The sequence below is a fragment of the Dactylosporangium sp. CA-139066 genome (assembly GCF_050936175.1).
Lineage (GTDB): Bacteria > Actinomycetota > Actinomycetes > Mycobacteriales > Micromonosporaceae > Dactylosporangium.
Genome location: NZ_JBNJNH010000002.1, coordinates 2,282,873 through 2,305,526, shown reverse-complemented (window position 1 = coordinate 2,305,526; position 22,654 = coordinate 2,282,873). Strand labels below are relative to the sequence as shown.

General features: G+C 71.5%; 22 protein-coding genes. 6 read left to right on the top strand and 16 right to left on the bottom strand.

Going from position 1 to position 22,654, the window contains the following annotated elements; all coding sequences use genetic code 11:
* Positions 1–19: 19 nt before the first annotated feature.
* The 5 genes from ACQEVU_RS55420 to ACQEVU_RS55400 form a co-directional block, all read right to left on the bottom strand.
* Entirely contained in the window at positions 20–1,279 is a 1,260-nt protein-coding gene (locus ACQEVU_RS55420; RefSeq protein ID WP_433339286.1) for an ABC transporter permease, read from the bottom strand.
* Positions 1,276–2,448 carry an ABC transporter permease gene (locus tag ACQEVU_RS55415; protein ID WP_433339285.1) on the bottom strand — a complete coding sequence of 391 codons (1,173 nt, stop codon included), beginning with the start codon at positions 2,446–2,448 and terminating at the stop codon, positions 1,276–1,278. Before ACQEVU_RS55415 ends, ACQEVU_RS55420 begins: the two co-directional genes overlap by 4 nt.
* The gene (locus ACQEVU_RS55410) at positions 2,445–3,965 is read right to left on the bottom strand and encodes an ABC transporter ATP-binding protein (protein ID WP_433339284.1); all 1,521 of its coding nucleotides are present in this window, start codon (positions 3,963–3,965) and stop codon (positions 2,445–2,447) included. Before ACQEVU_RS55410 ends, ACQEVU_RS55415 begins: the two co-directional genes overlap by 4 nt.
* 92 nt (positions 3,966–4,057) lie before the next feature.
* The gene (locus ACQEVU_RS55405) at positions 4,058–5,122 is read right to left on the bottom strand and encodes a BMP family lipoprotein (protein WP_433339283.1); all 1,065 of its coding nucleotides are present in this window, start codon (positions 5,120–5,122) and stop codon (positions 4,058–4,060) included.
* Between the two features lie 190 nt (positions 5,123–5,312).
* Positions 5,313–5,660: a hypothetical protein gene (locus tag ACQEVU_RS55400; RefSeq protein WP_433339282.1), complete on the bottom strand. Its 348-nt coding sequence runs from the start codon at positions 5,658–5,660 to the stop codon at positions 5,313–5,315.
* 58 nt (positions 5,661–5,718) lie between these two features.
* Here ACQEVU_RS55400 and ACQEVU_RS55395 point away from each other — a divergent pair, with 58 nt between their 5' ends.
* Positions 5,719–6,636 (top strand): MerR family transcriptional regulator, encoded by a 918-nt coding sequence (locus ACQEVU_RS55395; protein ID WP_433339281.1) that lies wholly within the window; start codon positions 5,719–5,721, stop codon positions 6,634–6,636.
* 1,100 nt (positions 6,637–7,736) lie between these two features.
* Here ACQEVU_RS55395 and ACQEVU_RS55390 read toward each other — a convergent pair.
* From ACQEVU_RS55390 to trpS, 4 genes are read right to left on the bottom strand one after another with little or no spacing between them, the layout of a single operon-like run.
* Positions 7,737–8,150, bottom strand: a complete 414-nt coding sequence (locus ACQEVU_RS55390) for a hypothetical protein (RefSeq protein ID WP_433339280.1) — start codon at positions 8,148–8,150, stop codon at positions 7,737–7,739.
* A gap of 8 nt (positions 8,151–8,158) precedes the next feature.
* A complete protein-coding gene (locus tag ACQEVU_RS55385; RefSeq protein WP_433339279.1) occupies positions 8,159–9,181 on the bottom strand; it encodes a YihY/virulence factor BrkB family protein in 1,023 nt (340 codons plus the stop codon).
* A gap of 3 nt (positions 9,182–9,184) precedes the next feature.
* The gene (locus ACQEVU_RS55380) at positions 9,185–9,712 is read right to left on the bottom strand and encodes a 2'-5' RNA ligase family protein (protein WP_433339278.1); all 528 of its coding nucleotides are present in this window, start codon (positions 9,710–9,712) and stop codon (positions 9,185–9,187) included.
* Between the two features lies 1 nt (position 9,713).
* On the bottom strand, positions 9,714–10,748 hold the full coding sequence (gene trpS, locus ACQEVU_RS55375; protein WP_433339277.1) for a tryptophan--tRNA ligase: 1,035 nt from the start codon (positions 10,746–10,748) through the stop codon (positions 9,714–9,716).
* Between the two features lie 71 nt (positions 10,749–10,819).
* On the opposite strand from trpS, the gene ACQEVU_RS55370 reads away from it, so the two are divergent.
* From ACQEVU_RS55370 to ACQEVU_RS55355, 4 genes are read left to right on the top strand one after another with little or no spacing between them, the layout of a single operon-like run.
* Complete coding sequence (locus tag ACQEVU_RS55370; protein ID WP_433339276.1) at positions 10,820–11,434, top strand: RNA polymerase sigma factor; 615 nt, start codon at positions 10,820–10,822, stop codon at positions 11,432–11,434.
* Positions 11,424–12,713 (top strand): hypothetical protein, encoded by a 1,290-nt coding sequence (locus tag ACQEVU_RS55365; RefSeq protein ID WP_433339275.1) that lies wholly within the window; start codon positions 11,424–11,426, stop codon positions 12,711–12,713. The genes ACQEVU_RS55370 and ACQEVU_RS55365 overlap by 11 nt, the downstream gene beginning before the upstream one ends.
* A gap of 47 nt (positions 12,714–12,760) precedes the next feature.
* The gene (locus ACQEVU_RS55360) at positions 12,761–13,264 is read left to right on the top strand and encodes an RNA polymerase sigma factor (RefSeq protein WP_433339274.1); all 504 of its coding nucleotides are present in this window, start codon (positions 12,761–12,763) and stop codon (positions 13,262–13,264) included.
* A complete protein-coding gene (locus ACQEVU_RS55355; RefSeq protein WP_433339273.1) occupies positions 13,257–14,462 on the top strand; it encodes a hypothetical protein in 1,206 nt (401 codons plus the stop codon). Before ACQEVU_RS55360 ends, ACQEVU_RS55355 begins: the two co-directional genes overlap by 8 nt.
* Here the strand turns inward: ACQEVU_RS55355 and galE are convergent.
* Positions 14,449–15,432 (bottom strand): UDP-glucose 4-epimerase GalE, encoded by a 984-nt coding sequence (galE, locus tag ACQEVU_RS55350; RefSeq protein ID WP_433339272.1) that lies wholly within the window; start codon positions 15,430–15,432, stop codon positions 14,449–14,451. The genes ACQEVU_RS55355 and galE overlap by 14 nt on opposite strands.
* Positions 15,433–15,517: 85 nt before the next feature.
* Here galE and ACQEVU_RS55345 point away from each other — a divergent pair, with 85 nt between their 5' ends.
* Positions 15,518–16,330, top strand: coding sequence for a hemolysin family protein (locus ACQEVU_RS55345; protein ID WP_433339271.1), 813 nt, complete (start codon positions 15,518–15,520; stop codon positions 16,328–16,330).
* A gap of 4 nt (positions 16,331–16,334) precedes the next feature.
* On the opposite strand, the gene cysN is transcribed toward ACQEVU_RS55345, so the two are convergent.
* The 6 genes from cysN to ACQEVU_RS55315 all read right to left on the bottom strand — a co-directional run bounded on the left by cysN (position 16,335) and on the right by ACQEVU_RS55315 (position 22,647).
* Complete coding sequence (gene cysN, locus ACQEVU_RS55340; protein ID WP_433339270.1) at positions 16,335–17,624, bottom strand: sulfate adenylyltransferase subunit CysN; 1,290 nt, start codon at positions 17,622–17,624, stop codon at positions 16,335–16,337.
* Position 17,625: 1 nt separating this feature from the next.
* On the bottom strand, positions 17,626–18,534 hold the full coding sequence (cysD, locus tag ACQEVU_RS55335; protein WP_433339269.1) for a sulfate adenylyltransferase subunit CysD: 909 nt from the start codon (positions 18,532–18,534) through the stop codon (positions 17,626–17,628).
* 106 nt (positions 18,535–18,640) lie between these two features.
* Positions 18,641–19,399 carry a 3'(2'),5'-bisphosphate nucleotidase CysQ gene (locus tag ACQEVU_RS55330; protein ID WP_433339268.1) on the bottom strand — a complete coding sequence of 253 codons (759 nt, stop codon included), beginning with the start codon at positions 19,397–19,399 and terminating at the stop codon, positions 18,641–18,643.
* 2 nt (positions 19,400–19,401) lie between these two features.
* Complete coding sequence (locus tag ACQEVU_RS55325; RefSeq protein ID WP_433339267.1) at positions 19,402–21,255, bottom strand: exopolysaccharide biosynthesis polyprenyl glycosylphosphotransferase; 1,854 nt, start codon at positions 21,253–21,255, stop codon at positions 19,402–19,404.
* Positions 21,256–21,368: 113 nt separating this feature from the next.
* Complete coding sequence (pth, locus tag ACQEVU_RS55320; RefSeq protein ID WP_433339266.1) at positions 21,369–21,956, bottom strand: aminoacyl-tRNA hydrolase; 588 nt, start codon at positions 21,954–21,956, stop codon at positions 21,369–21,371.
* Between the two features lie 73 nt (positions 21,957–22,029).
* Positions 22,030–22,647 (bottom strand): 50S ribosomal protein L25/general stress protein Ctc, encoded by a 618-nt coding sequence (locus ACQEVU_RS55315; RefSeq protein ID WP_433339265.1) that lies wholly within the window; start codon positions 22,645–22,647, stop codon positions 22,030–22,032.
* Positions 22,648–22,654 lie beyond the last annotated feature (7 nt).

Sequence of the window (22,654 nt, the reverse complement as noted above, 5' to 3'; positions counted from 1 at the left end):
CTAGTCTGCCCCGCCCTCATCATCCGCCGCGGCGATAGGGCTTGCCGTCGGCCGCGGGCATTCGCAACCGCTGCGCGGCCAGGGCCAGGACCACCAGCACCGTGATGTACGGCGCGGCCTGCACCAGCGCCGTGGGGATCTTGTCGACGGCGAAGAAGATGACGTACGACAGCACGCCCAGCACCGCCGAGGCGATCGCGACCACGCGGTTGCGCCGGATCGTCTCCCACACGGCCAGGGCCAGCAGCAGCGCGCCGACCAGGATCAGCAGCGCGTGCACCGACTCGGAGCCGCGGCGCAGCTGCAGGGCGTCGGTGTAGCCGAACAGCGACGCGCCCAGCGCCAGGCCGCCCGGCCGCCAGTTGCCGAAGATCATGGCCGCGAGGCCGATGTAGCCGCGGCCGCCGGTCTGGCCCTCCCGGTAGATGACCGAGCTCACGGTCGACAGGAACACCCCACCGAGGCCCGCCATCGCGCCGGAGATGATCACGCCGTAGTACTTGTACTTGTACACGTTGATGCCCAGGCTCTCGGCGGCCTGCGGGTCCTCGCCCACCGACCGCACGCGCAGCCCGAACGACGTGCGCCACAGCACCAGCCAGGTCAGCGGGATGAGCAGCACGGCCAGGATCGTCACGACCGACACGTCCACGAGCAGGCCGCGCAGCACGCCGGCCACGTCGCTGACCAGGAACCAGTGGTGCCGCTCGAGGGAGGCCAGGCTGTCCACGCCGGGCACGGAGACCCGCGGCAGCGGCTTGACCGTCGGCGACTGCGTCGGGCCGGCGCCGGGGGTGCCGTTCCACGCGAGGAAGGAGAGGTACCGCGCGATGCCCGGCGCCAGGATCGTCATCGCGACGCCGGAGATGATGTGGTCGACGCCGAACGTGACGGTCGCGAGGGCGTGGATGAGGCCGCCGATCGCGCCACCGAGGATGCCCAGCGCCAGGCCGGCCCAGGGGCCGTACTGCAGGCTGCCCCAGGCGCCGAACCACGTGCCGAGGATCATCTGGCCCTCGAGGCCGATGTTGACCACGCCGGCCCGCTCGGACCACAGCCCGCCCAGTCCGGCCAGGCCGAGCGGGATCGCCGCCTGCAGCGCGGCCTGGATGGCGCCCTGCGAGGTGACGTCGTCCGCGCCGGTCAGCAGGTGTACCAGGGAAAGCCCGACGAGCACGCCGGCGATGATCAGCAGGATCCGCGGGGTGCTCAGCCGGCGCCGCTTGGGCGTCTCCGGGGTGCCCGACGCGGCGGTCGAGAGCATGGCGTCGGTGCTCATTTGGACTCCTCCGAGCTCGTGGCGAGCGGGGCCGAGCCGACCGGGGCCGCCGCGGTGGCGGCGCCGACGCGTCGCTGCTGTGCACGCCGGCCGATGCGGGCGGCCAGCTCGTAGGCGATGACGACGGACAGCACGGCGACGCCCTGCATGATCAGGACGATCTCCTTCGGGATGCCGTCGAGGTCCAGGATCAGCTGCGAGCGGGCCAGGAAGCCCCAGAGCACCGCGCCGAGCGCCATGCCGACCGGGTGGTTGCGCCCGAGCAGCGCCACGGCGATGCCGGTGAAGCCGATGCCGCCGAAGCCCTCGGTGTAGGTGTGGCTCTCGCCGAGCATGCGGGGCAGGTTGACCAGGCCGGCGATCGCGCCCGAGATGAGCATCGCGGTGATGATCATCCGCTTGGCGTTGACGCCGCTGGCCGACGCGGCGAACGGGTTGTAGCCCGTCGCCCGCAGGTCGAAGCCGAAGCGGGTGCGGTTGATCGTGAACCAGTAGCCGACGCCGAGCACGATCGAGATGATCAGGAAGCCGAGCACCTTCTGGTCGGTGCCGGAGATGATCGGCAGGCCGGGGAACCAGGAGTCCTCGGGGAGGATGCCGGTCGTCTTGATCTGCGCGCCCGGCTCCTGCACGCCCCAGTGGTCGTTGAGCAGCCACGTCACGACCAGCGCGCCGATGGAGTTGAGCATCAGGGTCGAGATGACCTCGCTGACCCCGCGCTGGGTCTTGAGCAGCGCGGCGATCGAGGCCCAGGCGGCGCCGACCAGCATCGCCACGATGATGATCATCACGATCCGCAGCGAGCCGGGCATCCACTTCATGAACGAGGCGCTGGCCAGCGAGCCGGCCATGAACGCGGCGACCTTGGACTGGCCCTCGACGCCGATGTTGAACAGGCCCATCTTGAAGCCGATGGCGACCGCGACGGCGGCGATGTAGTACTCGCTCGCCTTGTTCAGGATCTCCACCTGCGAGTCCGGCGTGATGCCGAAGTTGTACATGTCGGTGAAGGCCTGGACCGGGTCCTTGTCGCTGATGAGCAGCGCGATCGAGGAGATCGCGGCGGCCAGCAGCAGCGCGGCGACCGGGGCGATGAGCTGCGGCACCAGCTTGGCCGGGTCGATACGCCGCCAGAACGGGGGCGGGGCGGCGGTGGTCACCGAGGTCACTCGGACGCCTCCTCGGTCGTGGCGCCGGTCATGGCGACGCCCAGCTGTTCGGGGGTGACGGTCGACGGGTCGGCGTCGGCCACCAGCCGCCCGCCGTAGATCACCTTGAGGGAGTCCGACAGGCCGATGAGCTCGTCGAGGTCGGCCGAGATCAGCAGTACGCCCATGCCGGCGATCCGGGCGTTGCGGATGTGGTCCCAGATGGCGGCCTGGGCGCCGACGTCGACCCCGCGGGTCGGGTGGGCGGCGATGAGGACCTTCGGCTCGTGGCTCATCTCCCGCCCGACGATCAGCTTCTGCTGGTTGCCGCCGGACAGCGCGCCCGCGGCCACGTCGATGCTGGGGGTGCGTACGTCGTACTGCTCGACGATCCGCTGCGTGTCACGGCGGGCCCCGCCGACGTCGATGAGGAAGCCGCGGGCGTTGGGCCGCTCGGTCTGGTGGCCGAGGATGCGGTTCTCCCACAGCGGCGCGTCCAGCAGCAGGCCGTGGCGGTGGCGGTCCTCCGGCACGTAGCCGATGCCGGCCTCGCGGCGGCGCCGGGTCGGCCAGGCGGTGACGTCCTCGCCGCCGAGCAGGATCGTGCCGGTCGCCGGGCGCACGCCGAGGATCGCCTCGGCCAGCTCGGCCTGGCCGTTGCCCTCGACGCCGGCGATGCCGACGACCTCGCCCCGGTGGATGGTGAAGGTCGCGTTGTCCACGACCGGGCGGCCCTCCGGGCCGAGGACCGTGAGCCCCGAGACGACCAGGGCCGGCTCGTCGGTGACGGTCGACTCGCGCGCCTCCGGGCTGGGCAGCTCGCTGCCGACCATGAGGGTGGCCAGCTGGCGGGCGGTCACGTCGGCCGGTTTGACCGCGGCGACCGTGGTGCCGCGGCGGATGACCGTGATGTCGTCGGCCACCCCGCGCACCTCGTCGAGCTTGTGCGAGATGAACAGGACGGTCAGGCCCTCGCGGATGAGCTCGCGGAGGTTGCCGAAGAGCTCGTCGACCTCCTGCGGGACGAGCACCGCGGTCGGCTCGTCGAGGATCAGGATCCGCGCGCCGCGGTAGAGCACCTTGAGGATCTCGACGCGCTGGCGGTCGCCGACGCCGAGGTCTTCCACCAGTGCGTCCGGTCGCACGCCCAGGCCGTACCGCTGCGAAATCTCTTTGATCTTGTTCTTGGCCCCGGCCCCGATCCCGTGCAGCTTCTCGGCGCCGAGCACCACGTTCTCGGTGACCGTGAAGTTGTCGGCGAGCATGAAGTGCTGGTGCACCATGCCGATGCCGGCGTCGATCGCGCCCTGCGGCGAGGAGAAGCGCACCCTGCGCCCGTCGACGACGATCTCGCCCTCGTCAGGGGGCTGCATGCCGTACAGGATCTTCATCAGGGTCGACTTGCCGGCGCCGTTCTCGCCCACGATCGCGTGGATCGTGCCCTTGCGGACGGTGAGATTGACGTCGGAGTTGGCCACGACGCCGGGGAATCTCTTGGTGATTCCCTTCAGTTCGACGGCGGGCGCGTCCGCGGTCATCCAGGCTCCCTCTAACAGATGAATGGCGGGGGACCGGATCACAGTCCCCCGCCGCTCACCCGTTGTCTACTACTACTTGGTAGCTACGGTTACTACTTGGTAGGTACGGTGACCTTACCCGACACGATGTCGGCCTTGGCCGCGTCGAGCTTGTCCTTGATGTCGTCGACCTGGCCGCCGGAGGTGGCGTAGCCGACGCCGTCGACCTTGAGGTCGAAGACGGTCGCGCCGGCCTTGAAGTTGCCCGCGGCGAAGTCCTTGACGAAGTTGAACACGGCGTTGTCGACGCGCTTGAGCATCGAGGTCATGATGACCGGCTTGAGCGACGCGTCGGTGACGGTGTTGTACTGGTCCGAGTCGACGCCGATGGCCAGGGCCTTCTTGTCCTTCGCGGCCTCGAAGACGCCGGTGCCGGAGCCGCCGGCGGCCGCGTAGACGATGTCCGCGCCCTGGTCGTACATGCCGCTCGCCGCCGTCTTGCCACCCGCCGGGTCGTTGAAGCCCTTGCAGGCCTCGGCCGGGGTCGACAGGTAGTTGCTCAGCACCTTGATGTCGGGCTTGGTGGCCTTGGCGCCGGCGGTGAAGCCCGCCTCGAACTTCTTGATCAGGTCCACCTGGCAGCCGCCGATGAAGCCGACCGTGCCCTTCTTCGACTTGAGCGCGGCCGCGACGCCGACCAGGTAGGATCCCTGCTCCTCGGCGAAGGTCAGGTCGGCCACGTTGTCCGCCTGGGTGCCGCCGTCGACGATCGCGAACTTGGTGTTCGGGCAGTCCTTGGCGGCGCGCGCGAGCGGGCCGTTCTTGGCGTCGGCGCCGTCGTAGACGAAGCCGACGGCGATCACCGGGTTGTAGCCGCTGGTGCACAGCAGCTTCAGCCGCGAGTACTTGTCGTTCTCGGTCTCGCCGGCGACCGCGGCCAGGTCCTTGACCTCGAGGTTGAGGTCGCTCTTGACCCGGTCCAGACCCGCGGCGGCGGAGTCGTTGAAGGACTTGTCGCCACGGCCGCCGATGTCGAAGGCCAGGCCGACCTTGACGTTCTTCTTGGCGGCGGGCGCGCTGCCGTTGTCGCTGCCCGTCCCGCTGTCCTTGCTGTCACCGCAAGCGGCGACCGTGCCCAACGCGACAAACGCCACCGCGGCGGCCGCGAGAACCTTCATCCCACGCACTCGGCGCAAGACGGTCTCCCTTCCCAATGCACCGCCCCAACGCGGTGAACCCACCGCGGGAGCGTACGCCCTCGGTGGTGCAGTTCCTGCCTTCGCTGCCGGGTTGGGAGGAGTGCGTTATAGGGCCGTGACGTGCCAGCGGTCCCGTCCGCCTCGTGGGATCGATCTTGTAACACGGCAGTTACCGCCAAAACACGGCAACCGCGGCGTTAGCGATCGTTAAGCCGACCAATGCGAGAAAATGGCCGCGGTTGACCTCGTCCCGTTTACGCGAGAAGAACGCCATGACGAAAATCATCAGCCCGATCACGAGCTTCACGGCGAGCTTCGCCGTGGGCGGCTCGTGATCGCCGCCGCCGCGCAGCGGAGCGGCCAGGCCGAGGCCGGTGACCACCTGGATGATCGAGCCCCAGAGCATGGCCGGGTTGATGCGCAGCCGGCCGGAGAGGTACTGCGCGACCGAACCACCCAGCAGCAGCGCGAAGCCGATCAGGTGGATGAAGAGGAGGGTGAGCCGCAAAGGTTCCACCGGGGCAACGTAGCCGCCCGTTGACTCTCCCCCTGCTGGAGGGTCGAGGATCCGGGACATGAACATCGGCGAGCTGTCGCGCCTCACCGGGCTGCCGGTCAAGACGATCCGGTACTACTCGGACGTCGGCCTGGTGCCGGAGGCCGAGCGGTCGCGGGCCGGCTACCGCCGCTACGACCACGCCTCGATCGTCCGGCTGGAGTTCGTCCGCACGCTGCGCGAGCTCGGCCTGGATTTGGCCACGATCCGCCAGGTGCTCGACCGCGGGGCGGACCTGCGCTCGGTCGCCGCCGCCCACGCGGAGGCGCTGGGCGCGCAGATCCGGGTGCTGCGGCTGCGACGAGCGGCCCTGCGCGCCGCCAGCCGGGACCGCCTGCTCAGCGGCGACGACCTGGAGCGCATCGCCAAGATCGCCCAGGCCGGCGCCGACGAGCGGCAGCGGATCGTCTCCGAGTTCTTCGACAGCATTTTTTCGGATATTTCGGATTCGGACGAATCGCGGGAGTTCACCGCGGGGATGCGCAGCGTGTCGGCGGACCTGCCGGACGAGCCGACGGACGAGCAGGTCGACGCGTGGATCGAGCTGGCCGAGATGCTGCGCGAGGAGGACTTCCGGGCCCGGCTGCGCGAGATGGGCCGGCGCAGCTTCGCGCCCGGCGCCTCGCGGGTCGTGCCGACGGACATGTCGGAGATCAAGTGGTTCGTCGAGCTGGTGGCGTCGGCCGCGGACCAGGGCACCCCGTCGCCGGCCGCGGCGGTCGACGAGGTCATGGCCCGGTGGGCCGAGACGGCGGGTCGCCGCGACTCGCCCGAGCTGCGCGACGAGGTGATCGCGGCCCTGGAGGGGGCGATCGAGCCGCGGGCGGAGCGATATTGGCAGCTCATGGCGACGATCAACGGCTGGCCACCGATCCCGTCGACCATGCATCGGTGGGCCTGGTTCCTTTCGGCCCTCAAGGCGACCCGGGATCGGTAGCTTCGCCGGCTCCGACGGGGATGGGATCGGCTGGTGGTTCGACGCGCTGTGGCTGTCGCCGTTCTGCCGCTCCCCCATGATCGACGGCGGCTGACCACCTCGACCTGGAGCCTGCCTTCGCCACGGCACTGCTGGCCGCCATACCTCTTCTCTCTGCATCCGTGCTTCACGTCGGACCTGCGGGACCGTTACGTGGTCGCCCCCGGCCCGCCGGACGGATCGCGACATCTACATCCCTTCGATTCAGCGCAATTCGGTCTGAATGGGAATAATTTGGACGCTCGCAAGGAGTTCGAGGGCGTTCTGCGCTTCTGGCTGGATCGCGGCGTTCGGCGGCTTTCGCGTGGACGTGGCCCATGAGCCGCCGCGCCCGAGGTCGGCCGCCGCCCACGCGGGTGCTGTCCAACCATGATCGCCGCCGGACCGTGACCCCGTTTCGGCGACGGCGCGACGGGCCCGCGCCGCCGCGCTGCTCATGCTCGGCCTGCCCGGGTCCGCGTACCTGCACCAGGGCGAGGAGCTAAGCCTGCCCGAGGTCCTCGACCAGCCCGACGACGCCCGCGCCGGCCCCAGCGGCGGCTCCGCTCCGGCGGCGCCGAGCCGAACCGCGACGGCTGCCGCGCCCGCTGCCCTGGCCGGGCCTCGACGAAGCCCACGCCCACCCGCAGCGGCACCGAGCCGGACCACAACGGCTAGTCGGGCGACGCCCCGCCGTTCGGCCTCGGGCCCGGCGAGCGCTCATTCTTGGCTGTCGATGCCCCGACTGGACGGTCCCGCACGGTCGCCGCCCAGCGCACCGACGCCGACTCGATGCTCAGCCTCTACCGCGCGGCGCCGCGCCTGGGGCCGCCGCCGCCCTGACGTGGCGACCGAGGGGCCTTGGTCGCGACGAACTTCGGCGGCTCGGCGTTCGGGCTGCCGCGCGAGCCGGTGCCGGCCAGCTCGCCGGTGGGCGGCGCCTTGCCGCCCAACACGACGGTCTGGATGGAGCGGGACCGACGGACCACCCGGCCCGCCGCCGTCCGTTTCCCTGCCTCAGCCTAGCCCACCCCAAAAAATTCGATCTTGCGATCTCACCCCGGGTGGCGGCCGCGTGACGCTTAGTTCGTGAGTTTCGCGGCGATGCGTGCGAAGCCGGAGCGGATCTCTTCGACCGACGGCGGCTCGTGCGTGTGGTCGTCGCCGTGCTCATGGTCGTGGTCGTCGTAGCCGGCCAGCTCGGCGTCCATGGCGGCGGTCTCGAGGTCCTCGTTCTCCGCGGCCATCCGCGACGCGGCGATGTCGCCCTGGATCTGGGCGACCGTCACGTGCGGCTGCAGCGGCTCCACGACCGCCATCAGCTCCTCGTCGGCCACCACCGCCTCGGCCAGCGCCAAAGCGTGCGCGCGCTCATAGGGGCCGCATACGACCGGCTCCCATTCCTCATCGTCGTTCATCGGGCCGAAGGTGATGATCCACGGCAGGGTCAGCGCCGGCGCGTCGGCCGGCAGGTCCAAAGTCACGAGTGCACCCACGGCGCCCATCATGACGGTTCGGGGCGCCCAGCACCCGCCGAACCGCCGGACGGCATGATGTGGGCCGCCGCGCCGGCGGCGTGGTCGGCCTGTTCCGCGGCCTGTTCGACCAGTTCCGCGGCGCGGCGGGCGGCCTGCACGTCGGCGCGGGGGGCGCCGCCGGCCAGGTCCACCACGCGGCCGTGCGGGCTGGTCGCGGCCAGGGCGGCCGAGAACAACAAGAGCTGATGCAGCAGGTACATGTACAGCAGCAGCCCGATCGTGCCCGCCACCAACTGGTAGGCCGGGTTGTGCTCGGTCCGGGTGATGTACAGCTTCCCCAGCGTCTTGAGCAGGCCGAGGCCGACCGCGAACAGCAGCGCCGAGGGCCACAGGCGGCGCAGCGACATGCGCAGGCGCGGGACGCCGAGCAGCAACGCGGCGCCGAGGAACACGTCGACGACGCCCGACAGGACGGTCGAGGACGCGCGCAACGCGACCCGGACCGGGTCCTGGCCCGAGTCGCCGGCCAGCCAGTACAGCAGTTCCTGCACGCCCGCGAACACGCCGATCGAGATGAGGAGCAGCAGGCCCAGGGCGACCAGCACGGCGAGGTCGACCAGCCAGCGCACGACCGGGTTGCCGGGGTGCTCCTGCAGCTGCCACAGGGCCCGCTGCGAGGAGCGCAGGTTCTCCACCCAGCCGACGCCCGCGATGACGAGGCCGACCAGGGCGAGCAGGCCGATCTGCTGGCTGCCGGCGAAGATCTCGTCGGAGTGCAGCTGCGGCAGGTTGGCCGCCAGGTAGACCTGCACCCGCTCGACCACGAGCTTGTTGCCGCCGAGGACCTGGCCGAGGATGAAGAACAGCACGACCACCATGGCGAAGACGGCGAAGAATCCGTAGTACGCCGTGGCGGCGGCCAGGCGGACGGCGTCGACGTCGAAGTACCGCTGCTGGGCCCGCCAGAAATGATCGAACACCCGGGACCGGCGCCGCCCCGCGGCGACCATGCGGTCGAAGCCGGCCTCCAGCCGGTCGAGGGTTCCCACCCCTCAATCGTCCGTCGTCAGGCGGTACTCCGCATAGGGACGCCACCGGCCCTGGGAGTCGTGCTCGAAGAGCGTGAACCCGTCGACGGGGAACGACGCCTCGTAGGAGGACAGGTCGGCGAACGCGGCGTCGAGCTGCGGCGCGGGCACGTCGTGGGCGACCGTGACGTGGGGGTGGTACGGGAAGCGGGCCGCCGCCCGGATCGGCTCGGCGGCGAGCACGGCCTCGTGCAGGCGCTCGCACTCACTGATGCCCGCCGCGACGGCGACGAACACGACCTGGGTGACCGGGCGGAAGGTGCCGGTGCCGCGCAGCTGGATCGTGAAGGCCGGGTGCGTGCGGGCGACCCGGGCCAGGTACGCGTCGATGACGGGCACGTCGTCGGCGTCGACCTCGGTCGGGCCGAGCAGGGTGACGTGGGCCGGCACGTACTGCGCGACCCGGTCCCCGGCGGCCAGGCGGGCGGCGGTGAGCTCGCCGCCCCATGGCTGCGGGATGTCGATCGCGACGCCGATGGTGGTCGTGTCCACCTCAGTGCGAAGCAGCGCCGGGGGCGAGGAAGCCGATGCGGTCGTACACCGTCCGCAGGGTCGGCGCCGCCACCGCGCGGGCCTTCTCGGCGCCGATGGCGAGCAGCTTGTCCAGCTGCGCCGGGTCGTCGAGGTAGGCGTGGGTGCGCTGCTGGATCGGCTTGACGAACTCGACCACGACCTCGGCGAGGTCCTTCTTGAGGTCGCCGTAGCCGCGCCCGTCGTACGCCGCGACGAGGTCGTCGATCGTCCGGCCGGTCAGGGCCGCGTAGATCGTGAGCAGGTTGGACACGCCGGGCTTGTTGACCTGGTCGAAGATGATCTCGCGGCCGGTGTCGGTGACCGCCGACTTGATCTTCTTGGCGATCCGGGCCGGCTCCTCGAGCAGCTCGACGAGGCCGTTGGCGGTCGACGCCGACTTCGACATCTTCGCCGTCGGCTCCTGCAGGTCGGTGATCTTGGCGGTGTCCTTGATGATGAACGGCGCCGGGACGGTGAACGTCGGGCCGAACGTGGTGTTGAAGCGCTGGGCCAGGTCGCGCGTGAGCTCCAGGTGCTGGCGCTGGTCCTCGCCGACCGGCACGGCGTCGGCGTGGTACAGCAGGATGTCCGCCGCCTGCAGGATCGGGTAGGTGAACAGCCCGACGCTGGTGCGGTCGGCGCCCTGCTTGGCCGACTTGTCCTTGAACTGGGTCATCCGGCTGGCCTCGCCGAAGCCGGTCAGGCAGTTCATCACCCAGGCGAGCTGCGGGTGCTCGGTGACGTGGCTCTGCACGAACAGGGTGCACAGCTCCGGGTCGAGGCCGACGGCGAGGAGCTGGGCGGCGCTCACCCGGGTGCGCTTACGCAGCAGCGCCGGGTCGTGGCCCATCGTGATCGCGTGCAGGTCGACCACGCAGTAGAAGGTGTCGTGCGTCTCCTGCATGGCCACCCAGTTGCGCAGGGCACCGAGGTAGTTGCCCAGGTGGAACGAGTCGGCGGTGGGCTGGATCCCGGATAGCACCCGGGGCCGGGCGGGAGACGACATGCCCGCCATTCTGACAGGGCGCAACCGCGGAGCCCACACAGGCGTCTGTCTGGATAACGTGAGGGTGAGGGAGGTGGCGTGTGGGCGAGGAACTCGAGGCGCGCGAGGCCGTGCGCGATGCGTACCAGGCGCACTACCGCCGCCTCGTGGCCGCGCTGTATGCGCTGACCGGCGACCATGCCGAGGCGCAGGACCTCGTCCAGGAGGCATACGCGCGGGCCCTCGCCCGGCCCCGGCAGTTCCTCGACGTCGCCGACCCGGAGGCGTGGCTGCGCACCGTCGCCATGAACCTTGCACGCACGCGCTGGCGCCGCCGTCGCCTGTTCGACACACTGGTTCGCAGCGGCCGGGTCGCCCGTCCGGTGGAAAGCGTGCCCGGGATCGACCCCAACCGGGTCGCCCTGGTCGCCGCTCTGCAGCAGCTGTCGCAGGCCACGCGGGAGACGATTGTGCTGCACCACCTGGCCGACATGTCGGTGCACGAGGTGGCCGACGCGCTGGGTGTGCCCGTCGGCACCGTCAAGGCGCGCCTGTCCCGCGGCCGCGCGATGCTCGCCACGCTGCTCAGCGACGTCGAGGCGGGCGACGGTGACCAGCGCCGGGGCCTGCCGCTGAGCCCGCCGCCCGGCCAGGTGCCGGCGCCACAGGTGCAGGTGCGAGCGGACCGCAGCCAGGGGGTTCGCGATGCGCCCTGACCTGGACTTCCGCACCCTCCGCGCGCAGATCGAGGCGGCCACCTGGGTCCCCGACTTCACGACGCTCTACCGCCGGGCCGGCCGCGTGAAGATGCGCGACCGGATGGCGGTGGCCGGCGCGCTCGTCGGCACGCTGGCCGTGCTCGCGCCGGTCGCGCTGGCCGGGGTGTTCGGCCGGCCGGCCCCGGCGGTCCTCGGGCCCAACCCCGACCTCGGCGACCTGACGGCGCCGACCGTCTCGCCGAGCACCACGGACAACTACAAGTACCCGACCACGAAGACCGTGCTCGCCGCGGCCGGCGACCTGCCGCACCTGGTCGCCGCGGTCGACGTCTGCGTCGACGTGCCGCAGGCCCGCCGCTGCAGCCTGCAGGTCATCGCGATGGGCAGCGAGAAGTCCGACCTCGCCGCGCCCTACGTGATCGACGCGCTGCGCACGAGCCCGCTGGACAAGATCAGCGGCGTCCAGCTGACCCGCATCGGCGCCGGCGCCTACATGCTCAGCGGCGAGGTCAGCGGCGGCTCGCGCTCCTCGGTGCGCTTCGACCTGACCGGGGCGGCCAAGGCCTCGCCGAGCCAGTCGCCGGGCCAGGGCCAGGTCGTGATCGGGCCGACCGAGTGGCTTCCGCTGGGCGCGCAGGACCGGGCGGTGCAGCTGGTGCAGTATGGCGACCTGTTCGGCGTGCGCGCCGTTGACGGCGAGCTGAGCCGGGTCGGCCAGCCCCCGATGGCGCGGCGCACGGTCGTCAGCGACGCGCCGGTGACCGCCGGGTGGTGGGTCGCCGGCGCCGACCTGCACAGCGGGGCGCCGGCGGTCAGCGTGAGCACCGACCAGGGCCACAGCTGGGTGGCGCGCACCCTGGACGCCCCGCCCGGCATCGACGTGCCGACGGTGGTGACCCAGGACGGTCAGAACGCGTGGGCCTTCGTGCGGTACAGCCGCCAGATCCGGCTCTTCCGCACGGTCGACGGCGGCCGCGACTGGCGCGAGATCCACGACCCGGTGGAGCTGCCGGCCGCGCTCAAGACGCTGGACAACCACCCGTTCGGGGCGCTGATCCGCCCGGACCGCTCCCTCATGCTGTGGATCCAGGTCGACAACGACGTGCTGTTCCTGGACAGCAACGACGGGGAGCGCTTCGTCACCGAGTCCGGACCGGGCGGCGCCATCACCCCGGTCGACAACGGCTTCGCGTCCCTGGGCAACCCGGCCCGGGTCTCCTCGGATGCCCACGCCTGGCAGGAGGCCGACCTGTCACCGACCGTGTTGCCGAACTGACCGCACAACGCGGGAACCGATCGACCGCTCCGGGGATCGTTGTGGGTGTGGGCGACGTCGCCGAGGTGTACCACACCTGCTACCGCAGGCTCGTGGTGCAGCTCTTCGCGTTCACCACCGACCTTGCCGAGGCCCAGGACGCCGTGCAGGAGGCGTTCGCGCGGGCCGTCGCGCGCCCGCGCGGGTTCGCCGGCATCGACAACCCCGAGGCTTGGCTGCGCACCGTCGCGCTCAACGTCGCACGCCGGCGCTGGCGCCGCCGCCGGGTCCTCGACCTCATCCTGCTGCGTGAACGCCCGCTCCACGAGCCCGCCATCCCCGACGAACCCGACGCCCGGACCGACCTGTCCGAGGCGCTCGACGCCATCCCCCGCAGCTACCGGGAGGTCATCGTGCTGCACTACTACGCCGACCTCAGCGTGGAGGAGATCGCCGCCGCGCTGGGCGTCCCGGCCGGCACCGTGAAGTCCCGCCTCTCCCGCGGCCGCGCCGCCCTGGCCGGCCGGCTCGACGGCTACGAGCGGGCCAGGACGGGGGCGTCCCATGCCTGACCCTCTCGGGACGCGGCTGCGGGCGGAGCGGGACCGGCTCGACATCGAGCAGCCCCCGCTGTCCGCCATCGCCGCGCGGGCCGCCGCGCTGCGCCGGCGCCGGATCGCCGCGCGGACCGGGGTCGCCGCCCTCGCCGCGCTGGCCACGGCCGGCGTGGCCGTCACCGTCCTGGACGGGCGCGGCGCCGTCCCGCCGCAGGTCGCCGCCTCCGCCACCGATCCGGCCCGCACGTGGAGCGCCGAGGGCATCACGATCGAGGGCCTGCCGCAGCTGCCGCGGGACCTCCCCGGCACGGTCCGCGACGCCGAGTTTCTCGATGCGGACCGCGGCTTCCTGGTGACGGCGGACTGCTGTACCGCATGGGTCAGCGTCACCACCGACGGCGGCCGGACCTGGGCCACGCAGCCCTCGCCGGTCGCGGGCCTGCCCTCGCTGGTCGCCGGCGCGAACGCGGTGACCCTCGTCGGCGACGGCGCCGGCCGCCCCCGCACCACCAGCGCCGACGGCCGGCACTGGACCGCCACCGACGCGACGGTGGGCGCGCCGTCCCCGCTCATCGGCGATTCACGTCTGGTACCCCTCGACGCCCCCGCCTGCGGCGGCCGCACCGCCGCCGTCACCGGCGACGCGCTGGCCCCGGTGGTGCAGCAGCCCCCGATCACGGTGTGCTGGTGGTCCCCGGTCCGCGCGGGCGACGGCTCGTGGTGGGTCGGCGGCCGCGACGCCGAGGGCCGCCCCGCGCTGGCGGTCACCCGCGACGGCGGCTCAAGCTGGCAGGTTCGCGCCTTCCCGGGCTTCCCCGCGACGGCGTACGCCCGGGCGGCCATGCTCGGCAACCGCGTCTACGCCGCGGTCCTCCTCCCGCCGTCCGACGCGTCGGTGCCCGAGCGCTTCGTGGCGATCGCCGCGTCCGGCGACGGGGGCGAGACGTTTGCCCCGGCCCACCCGACGGCGGGCCAGGCCACCATCGCCGGCGACCTGGTCCCCCTGCTCGACGGCCGCCTCCTGATGGTCGACGGCTACGGCCACTGGCTGCTGTCGGCGGACGGCGGCGCGTCGTGGCACCGCGTCGAGGGCCTGCACGCGACCATGCGCCTGGCCCGCACCGAGGCCGGCTACGTGGCCTACGAGATGGCCACCGTCTACACCGCCTTCTCGGTCGACGGCGCCACCTGGCACAAGCTCAACGCTGCATGAACGCCCACGCGTCGGCGACCATCGTCGACAGTTCCGGGTGCTGCGGCGTCCAGGACAGCTCGCGCTTGGCCTTGTCGGACGACGCGACGAGCTGGGCCGGGTCGCCGGGGCGGCGCGGGGCAATCTCGACCGGGATCGCGTGCCCGGTGACCTCGCGGACGACCTCCACGACCTGGCGGTTGGAGAAGCCGGTGCCGTTGCCCAGGTTGTAGATGCGGTGGCTGCTACGAAAGTCTGACCGATCCATCGTGCCCAGCGCCAGCAGGTGGGCCGCCCCGAGGTCGGCGACGTGGATGTAGTCGCGGATGTTGGTGCCGTCAAAGGTGTCGTAGTCGTCGCCGAAGAGCTGCAGCTTCTCGCGGCGGCCGGCGGCGACCTGCAGCGCGATCGGGATCAGGTGTGTCTCCGGGTCATGGCGCTCGCCGATCATGGAGCCGTCGGGGCGGTGGAGGGCGCCGGCGACGTTGAAGTACCGCAGGCTGACGGCCGACAGCCCGTGGGCCGTGGCGTAACCGGTCAGCGCGTGGTCGGCGGCGAGCTTCGAGGTCGCATACGGGTTGGGCGGGCGCACCGCGGCCGTCTCCGGGATCGGGACCTCGTCCGGGTCGCCGTACACGTTGGCGGTCGAGGAGAAGACCAGGCGCCGCACCCCGGCCTCGCGCATCGCCTCGAGCAGGCGCAGCGTGCCCAGCGCGTTGTTCTCCCAGTACTTCTCCGGCTTCTGCACGCTCTCCCCCGCGGCGATGAACGCGGCGAAGTGCAGCACCCCGTCGAAGCCGGCGGCCGGGGTCAGGAGGTCGGCGACGGCGTCGTGGACGCGGCCGCGGACGAAGGCCGCGCCGGCCGGTACCGCCTCGGCGTGGCCGGTCGAGAGATCGTCGAGCACCACCACCTCGTGGCCGGCGTCCAGCAGCAGCGCGGTGACAATGCTGCCGATATAGCCGGCACCGCCGGTGACGAGCAGCTTCACTAGAACCTCCCAAAATTCGACGTGTTCAAACAAATTTACACGTCGGGCATGAACGAGCGGGAGCGGGACGCCTACACTTTGTGTCATGCCGGAGCCCGGCCATCATCAAACTGGCCCCGGAACCATAAGGCAGGCTGTGGCCGCCCTGTTGAGCCGCTGCGCGGAGCGGCTTCACGCTACCCCGGCCCGTGCCCGCATATCCGAGGCCGAGCTGCGGACGCTCATCACGGTGAACTCCGGCACGGGCCACGTGCGCGAGGTGATGGTCCCGCGCACCGAGGTGGTCTTCCTCGACTCGGCGCTCACGGTCGCCGATGCCGTTCATGCGGTACGCCAGGCCCGGCACTCCCGTTTCCCGGTCATCGCCGGCGACCCGGACGACGTGCTCGGCTTCGTCCACGTGCGCGACCTGACGCTGCTGCCGGCCGTCGACCCGAGCCTGACGCTGCGCCACCTGACCCGCGAGGTCAAGCGCCTGCCGGCCAGCAAGCGGGTGCTCGCCGCGCTGTCGGAGATGCGCCGGGAGGGCCACCACCTGGCCGTGGTCGTCGACGAGTACGGCGGGACGGCCGGCATCGTCACGCTCGAGGACCTGATCGAGGAGCTCGTCGGGGAGATCCACGACGAGTACGACGCGCCGCCCGCCCCGCCCCGGGTGGACGAGGTCGACGGCCGGCTCAACCTGGCCGACCTGGCCGAGCGCACCGGGCTGTCGCTGCCCACCGGCCCCTACGAGACGGTCGCCGGCTTCCTGATGGCGCGGCTGGGCAGGGTGCCGGCCGTCGGCGACAACGTGCGTCACGACGGCTGGCACCTGCAGGTGAGCACGGTGGAGGGCCGCCGGGTCGCCCGCGTCTCGGTGGCGCGGCCGGTTCCCCCGCCGCGCTCACCGTCCTGACCGATCAGTCGGCCTCGATGATCATCCCGGCGCCGACCGTGCGGTTGGTCGACTCGTCGATGATGATGAACCCGCCGGTCGTGCGGTTGCGGCGGTACTCGTCGGCGAGCAGCGGCACCGTCGTGCGCAGCTTGACGCGGCCGATCTCGTTGAGCGTCAGCTGCGTCGCCGAGTCGTCCCGGTGCAGCGTGTTGACGTCCAGCCGGTACTGCAGCCCGCGGACCACCGTGCGGGCCGAGCGGGTCGTGTGCTTGATCGCGTACTTGCCGCCGACGGTCAGCGGGCGCGTCTCGTCCATCCAGCAGATCATCGCCTCGATGTCCTGCGCGACGGCGGGCGCGTTGTGGGGCCGGCAGATCATGTCGCCGCGGGCGATGTCGATCTCGTCGGCGAGGCGGATCGTGACCGACATCGGCGGGTAGGCCTCGCTCAGCTCGCCGTCGGCCGTCTCGATGTGGGTGATCTTCGTGGTGAAGCCGGACGGCAGCACCATGACCTCGTCGCCGGGCTTCATGACGCCGCTGGCGATCTGGCCCGCGTAGCCGCGGTAGTCGGACACGGTGGTCGACTGGGGCCGGATCACGTACTGCACGGGGAAGCGCACGTCGACGAGGTTGCGGTCGGACGCGATGTGGACGTGCTCCAGGTGGTGCAGCAGGGAGGGGCCCTCGTACCACGGCATCTTGTCGCTGCGGGAGACCAGGTTGTCGCCGTGCAGCGCCGAGATCGGGATGACCGTCAGGTCGGGCGCCTCGAGCTTGGCCGCGAACGAGGTGAACTCGTCGGCGATGCGGTCGAAGACCTCCTGCGAGTAGTCGACCAGGTCCATCTTGTTCACGCACAGCACCAGGTGCGGCACCCGCAGCAGCGAGCACAGGAACGCGTGCCGGCGCGACTGCTCGACCAGGCCCTTGCGGGCGTCGACCAGGATCAGCGCCAGGTCGGCGGTCGAGGCGCCCGTGACCATGTTGCGGGTGTACTGAATGTGCCCGGGCGTGTCGGCGATGATGAACTTGCGCCGCGGGGTGGCGAAGTAGCGGTACGCCACGTCGATCGTGATGCCCTGCTCCCGCTCGGCGCGCAGGCCGTCGGTGAGCAGCGCCAGGTTGGTGTACTCGTCGCCGCGCGAGCGGGACGTGGCCTCGACGGCCTCCAGCTGGTCCTCGAAGATGGCCTTCGAGTCGTACAGCAGCCGCCCGATCAGCGTCGACTTGCCGTCGTCGACCGAGCCGGCGGTCGCGAAGCGCAGGAGGTCCATCTGCCGCTGCTGCGGCGTCTCCACAACGGCGGTCATTTTAGAAGTACCCCTCACGCTTGCGGTCTTCCATAGCCGCCTCGCTGACCTTGTCATCGCCCCGGGTGGCGCCCCGCTCGGTGATCCGCGTGGCCGCGACCTCGTCGATCACCTTGCCGATCGTGTCGGCGTCGCTGCGCACCGCGGCGGTGCAGCTCGCGTCGCCCACGGTCCGGTAGCGCACCCGCTCGACGAACGGCGTCTCGCCCGCCCGCAGCGGCAGGAACTCGTTGATCGCATACAGCATCCCGCCGCGGTCGACGACCTCGCGGTCGTGCGCGTAGTAGATGCTGGGCAGGTCGATCCCCTCACGGGCGATGTAGTGCCAGACGTCCAGCTCGGTCCAGTTCGACAGCGGGAACACGCGGATCGACTCGCCCGGGGCGATCCGGGCGTTGTACAACGCCCACAGCTCCGGCCGCTGGTTGCGCGGGTCCCACTGCCCGAAGTCGTCGCGGAAGCTGAACACCCGCTCCTTGGCGCGCGCCTTCTCCTCGTCGCGGCGGGCCCCGCCGAACAGCGAGTCGAAACGGTACTTCTCGACCGCGTCGAGCAGCACCGGCGTCTGGATGCGGTTACGCATCCCGTCGGCCGACTCGCGCACCAGGCCCGAGTCGATCGCCTCCTGGACACTCGCCACGATCAGCTGCACGTTGAGCTCGCTCACCCGGCGGTCGCGATACTGCAGGACCTCTTTGAAGTTGTGGCCGGTGTCGACGTGCATGACCGGAAACGGAATCCGGCCCGGCGCGAACGCCTTCTCAGCCAGGCGCAGCATCACGATCGAGTCCTTGCCGCCGGAGAACAGCAGCACGGGCCGCTCGAACTCGGCGACCACCTCGCGCATGATGAACAGGCTCTCGGCCTCGAGCGCATCCAGGTGGGAGACGCGATACGGGGGGCGGCTCATGCGCGCGCCCCCGCTTCGCTCCCGTAACGTGCGAGCTTGGATCTGCTCACCTGATGAGCGGTCACTCCGCTCCGCTTCGTACCGCTCATGAGTTGGCGGGGACCTTTCAGCTGTTGATCGCGGCCAGCAGTTGCGGCGCCAATGCCTTCCGACATACCACCAGGTCGGGCAGGCGGGGGTCGGGCTGGTTGTATTCCAACGTAGTCCCGTCGATACGGGAAGCGTGCAGACCCGTGGCGAGAGCCACAGCGACGGGCGCGGCGGAGTCCCACTCGTACTGGCCGCCGGCGTGCACGTACGCGTCGACCGCCCCGTCGATCACGGCGGCGATCTTCGCACCGGCCGAGCCCATGGGTACCAGCTCGATCGGAAGCTTCTCGGCCAGCGCCGCGAGCAGCGCGGGCGGGCGGGTGCGGCTGGCGGCCAACCGGATGGGCTCGCCCTGCACGCCGGGCATCGGCGGGAAGGGCGGCGGCGTGTCGGTGCCGAGCACGCAGTGCTGCGCGGGCAGCGCGACCGCGCCGGCGGTCAGCCGGCCGGCGTAGAGGGCCACGTGAACGGCCCAGTCGGCCCGGCCCTCCTCGCCGAACTCGCGGGTGCCGTCGAGCGGGTCGACGATCCAGACGCGCTCGGCGCGCAGCCGCTCGGCGCTGTCCTTGCCCTCCTCGGAGAGCACGGCGTCGGCCGGGCGCCAGCGCACAAGCTGCTCGACCAGCAGCTCGTGTGACAGTCGGTCACCAGCCTTGCGCAGCGCGTCAGGATTGGAGTACCCCATCTCCTCGCGCAGCTTGAGCAGCATGTCGCCGGCCCGTTGGGCCAGCCAGCGGGCGAACCCGCCGTCGGTGGCGGGTGGTAGGTCGGTCATGTTCAGTACGCTCCAGCCCCTCGGGTCACCGCGCTCAAGGTCCGCAGCATGATCACCAGGTCGAGTGAGAGCGACCAGTTCTCCACGTACTGCAGGTCGAGGCGGACCGCTTCGTCCCACGATAGGTCCGACCGGCCGGACACCTGCCAGAGACCGGTCATCCCGGGCCGAACGGCCAGCCGGCGCCGGGCGTCGTCCGGATACACGGCGACCTCCTCCGGCAGCGGCGGGCGCGGCCCGACCAGCGACATGCTGCCGCCGATCACGTTGAGCAGCTGCGGCAGCTCGTCGAGCGAAAACTTGCGCAGAAGCCGCCCGACGCGGGTCACCCGCGGGTCGTTGCGCAGTTTGAACAGCGCGCCGTCGACTTCGTTGAGGTGCCGCAGCTCGGCGAGGCGGGCTTCGGCGTCGATGTGCATGGTGCGGAACTTGAAGATCACGAACTCGTGACCGTCCTTGCCGACTCTTCTCTGTCGGAACAGTACCGGCCCGGTGGAGTCCACGCGAACCGCAAGTGCCAGAAGGGCCAGAATCGGGCATGCGAGCACCAGGAGTACCACCGCGCCCACCCGATCGACGAAAGCCTTGACCAGTCGACGGGCCCCGTTCAGGGTGGGGTGCTCGACGTGGAGCATCGGCAGGCCGTCCACCGGCCGGATCGTCGTGCGACTGCCGGCCACGTCGATCAGCGTGCTGGCGACGATCAGGTCGATGTCGTCGCGCTCCAGCCGCCAGGCCAGTCGTCGCAGCGCGTGACCGTCCAGCTCCGGACAGGACAGGACGAGGACCGTGTCGGCCCGGGCCCGGCGCACGGCGCCCGCGATCTCGTCGAAGGTGCCCAGGATGGGCACGTCGGCGACGGTACCGGCGGTGGGCAGGCACGCGCCGACGACCTTCAGCCCGTGGTACCGCTCGCGGCACAGCTGCCGCGCCATGGCCTCGACGGCGAGCTCGTGGCCGACCACGACGACCCGCCGCATGCACGCCCCGCGCCGCTTGCGGGCCCGGTGCAGCAGCTTGCGCAGCAGGAACCGGGCGAGCAGGCAGGCGAACGTGACCAGCGGCAGCGCGACGACGAACCAGCCGCGGGCGAGGCGGGTCTCGGTCGCGTAGGCGAAGAACACGGTGGCCGCGGTCAGGGCCAGGCCCGCGCGCAGCACGCGCTGATATTCGTCGGTACCCACGAAGAGGTACCGCTTCTCATACGCCCGGTTGGCCGCGAGGCTGGCCGTGAACGCGACCGGCAGCAGCGCGCTCAGCAGCGCGTAGCGGCTGTTGTAGATGGTGAGGCCGTTGGAGAAGCGGGCCTCGAAGGCGACCCCGCCGGCCAGCAGGCCGATGACGAAGTCCAGGACGAACAGCGTGCGCAGGTAGCGGCCCTCCCAGGCCCACCGCGCACGGTGCCGGGCCCCGCGCCCGGCCGGCTCGACCACGACGCGCGGCGCCGCCGGGGCCTTGTCCGGGGTCTCCTCGGGCGTCCGCACGAAGGGCGTGGTGCCGCGGACCGCCTCCTCGACCTCGGCGGCGAGCTCGGGGTCGACCTCCGCGGGCGGGACCGGGCCGGGCGCCGGCGAGACGGGCGCGGCCACCCGGGCCCGGATCGTTGCGGGGCGCGACGCCTGGCGAACGTTGCTCGCGCGGACCGGGCTCGGCCGGCGGCCGCGGCCGGGCGCCGCCGGGCGACCGTAGACGGGGGCGGGCTCGTGCAGGAGCGGCGCCACCGGGTTCGCCGCTGCGGGCGCCTCCGGGGAGGCCGGGGGCGCCGGCTCGCGGCGCGGGGCGCCCGGGCGATCCTCGCGGCGGAGGTGGGCCGGCCGATGAAAGCCGTCCCGCATACGTCCGCTGTCGATCGCCACGCCGCCTCCTCAAGAGAACCGTCATGTGCAAACGGTGCAACCTGAGGTACAACGTGCAACTCAGACATTCGTCACGAAGACGGATGCGGCGCAGCTATACCCGAAAGGGCCGTTTAATCGGCGTGGTACCGGTTCTGCGCGGGCTCCAGGCCCTGTTCGACGATCATCTCGACGGCGTCCGCGGCGCGGTCGACGAAGAACTCCAGCTCCTTGCGCTCGACCGACGAGAAGTCCGACAGCACGAAGTCGGCCGGGTTCTGCCGGCCGGGCGGGCGGCCGATGCCGAAGCGGACGCGCAGGTAATCCTTGCCGCCCAGGGAGCTCGACATCGAGCGCAGGCCGTTGTGGCCGCCCTCGCCGCCGCCCTGCTTCAGGCGCAGCTGGGTCCACGGGATGTCGAGCTCGTCGTGGACCGCGATGACCTGCTCCCGCGGCACTTTGTAGAACTGCGCCAGGCCGGCCACGGGGCCGCCGGACAGGTTCATGTACGTCAGCGGCTTCACGAGCACCAGCCGCGGCCCCCCGACGCGCAGGCGGCCCTCGGCCACGTCGGCGACGACCCGCCGGTGCCGGCCGAAGCGCAGGCCGGCCCGCTCGGCGAGCAGGTCGGCGACCATGAAGCCGACGTTGTGGCGGTGCCGCGCGTACTCGGGCCCGGGGTTGCCGAGCCCCACGACGATCCACGGTGCGGTGTCCGTCACCGCTGTCTCCTCACGTGACAAGGCCGCGGCTCGCCGATGGGGCGAGTCGCGGCCTTGGGAAGAACTCGGACGATCAGGCCTCGGCGGCGGCCGGGGCGGCCTCGGCCTCGGCGGCCTCCTCGCCGCCCTCGGCCTCGACGGCCTGGCTCGGCGCGACCGTGACGACGGCGATGATCAGCGCCGGGTCGGCGGCGAGCTCGACGCCGGCCGGGAGCTTCACGTCGGCCGCGGTCACGTGGTTGCCGGCCTCGAGGCCCTCGATCGAGGCCTCAAGGTGCTCGGGGAGCTTGGTGGCGTCGGCCAGCACCGAGAGCGTGGTGCTCTCGGTCATGATCAGCGTGTCGCGGGCCGCCTCGCCGGTGAGCTGCACCGGGATGTCGACCGTGACCTTCTCGCCGCGGCGGACCACGAGCAGGTCCACGTGGTCGAAGGTGTCCTTGATCGGGTCGCGCTGGATCGCCTTCGCCAGGGCCAGGGCCGCGCTGCCGTCAGAGATCTCGATGTTGAAGACCTGGGTCATGCCGCCGTGGCGAATGGCCGCGGCGAACTCACGGGCGGGGAGGGCGATGTGGCGGGGCTTCTCGCCGTGGCCGTACAGCACGGCGGGCACCTTGCCGGCCCGGCGCGTGCGGCGGGCACCACCCTTGCCGAACTCGGTGCGGGGCTCGGCGCTGATCTTTACCTCGGACACGACAAAA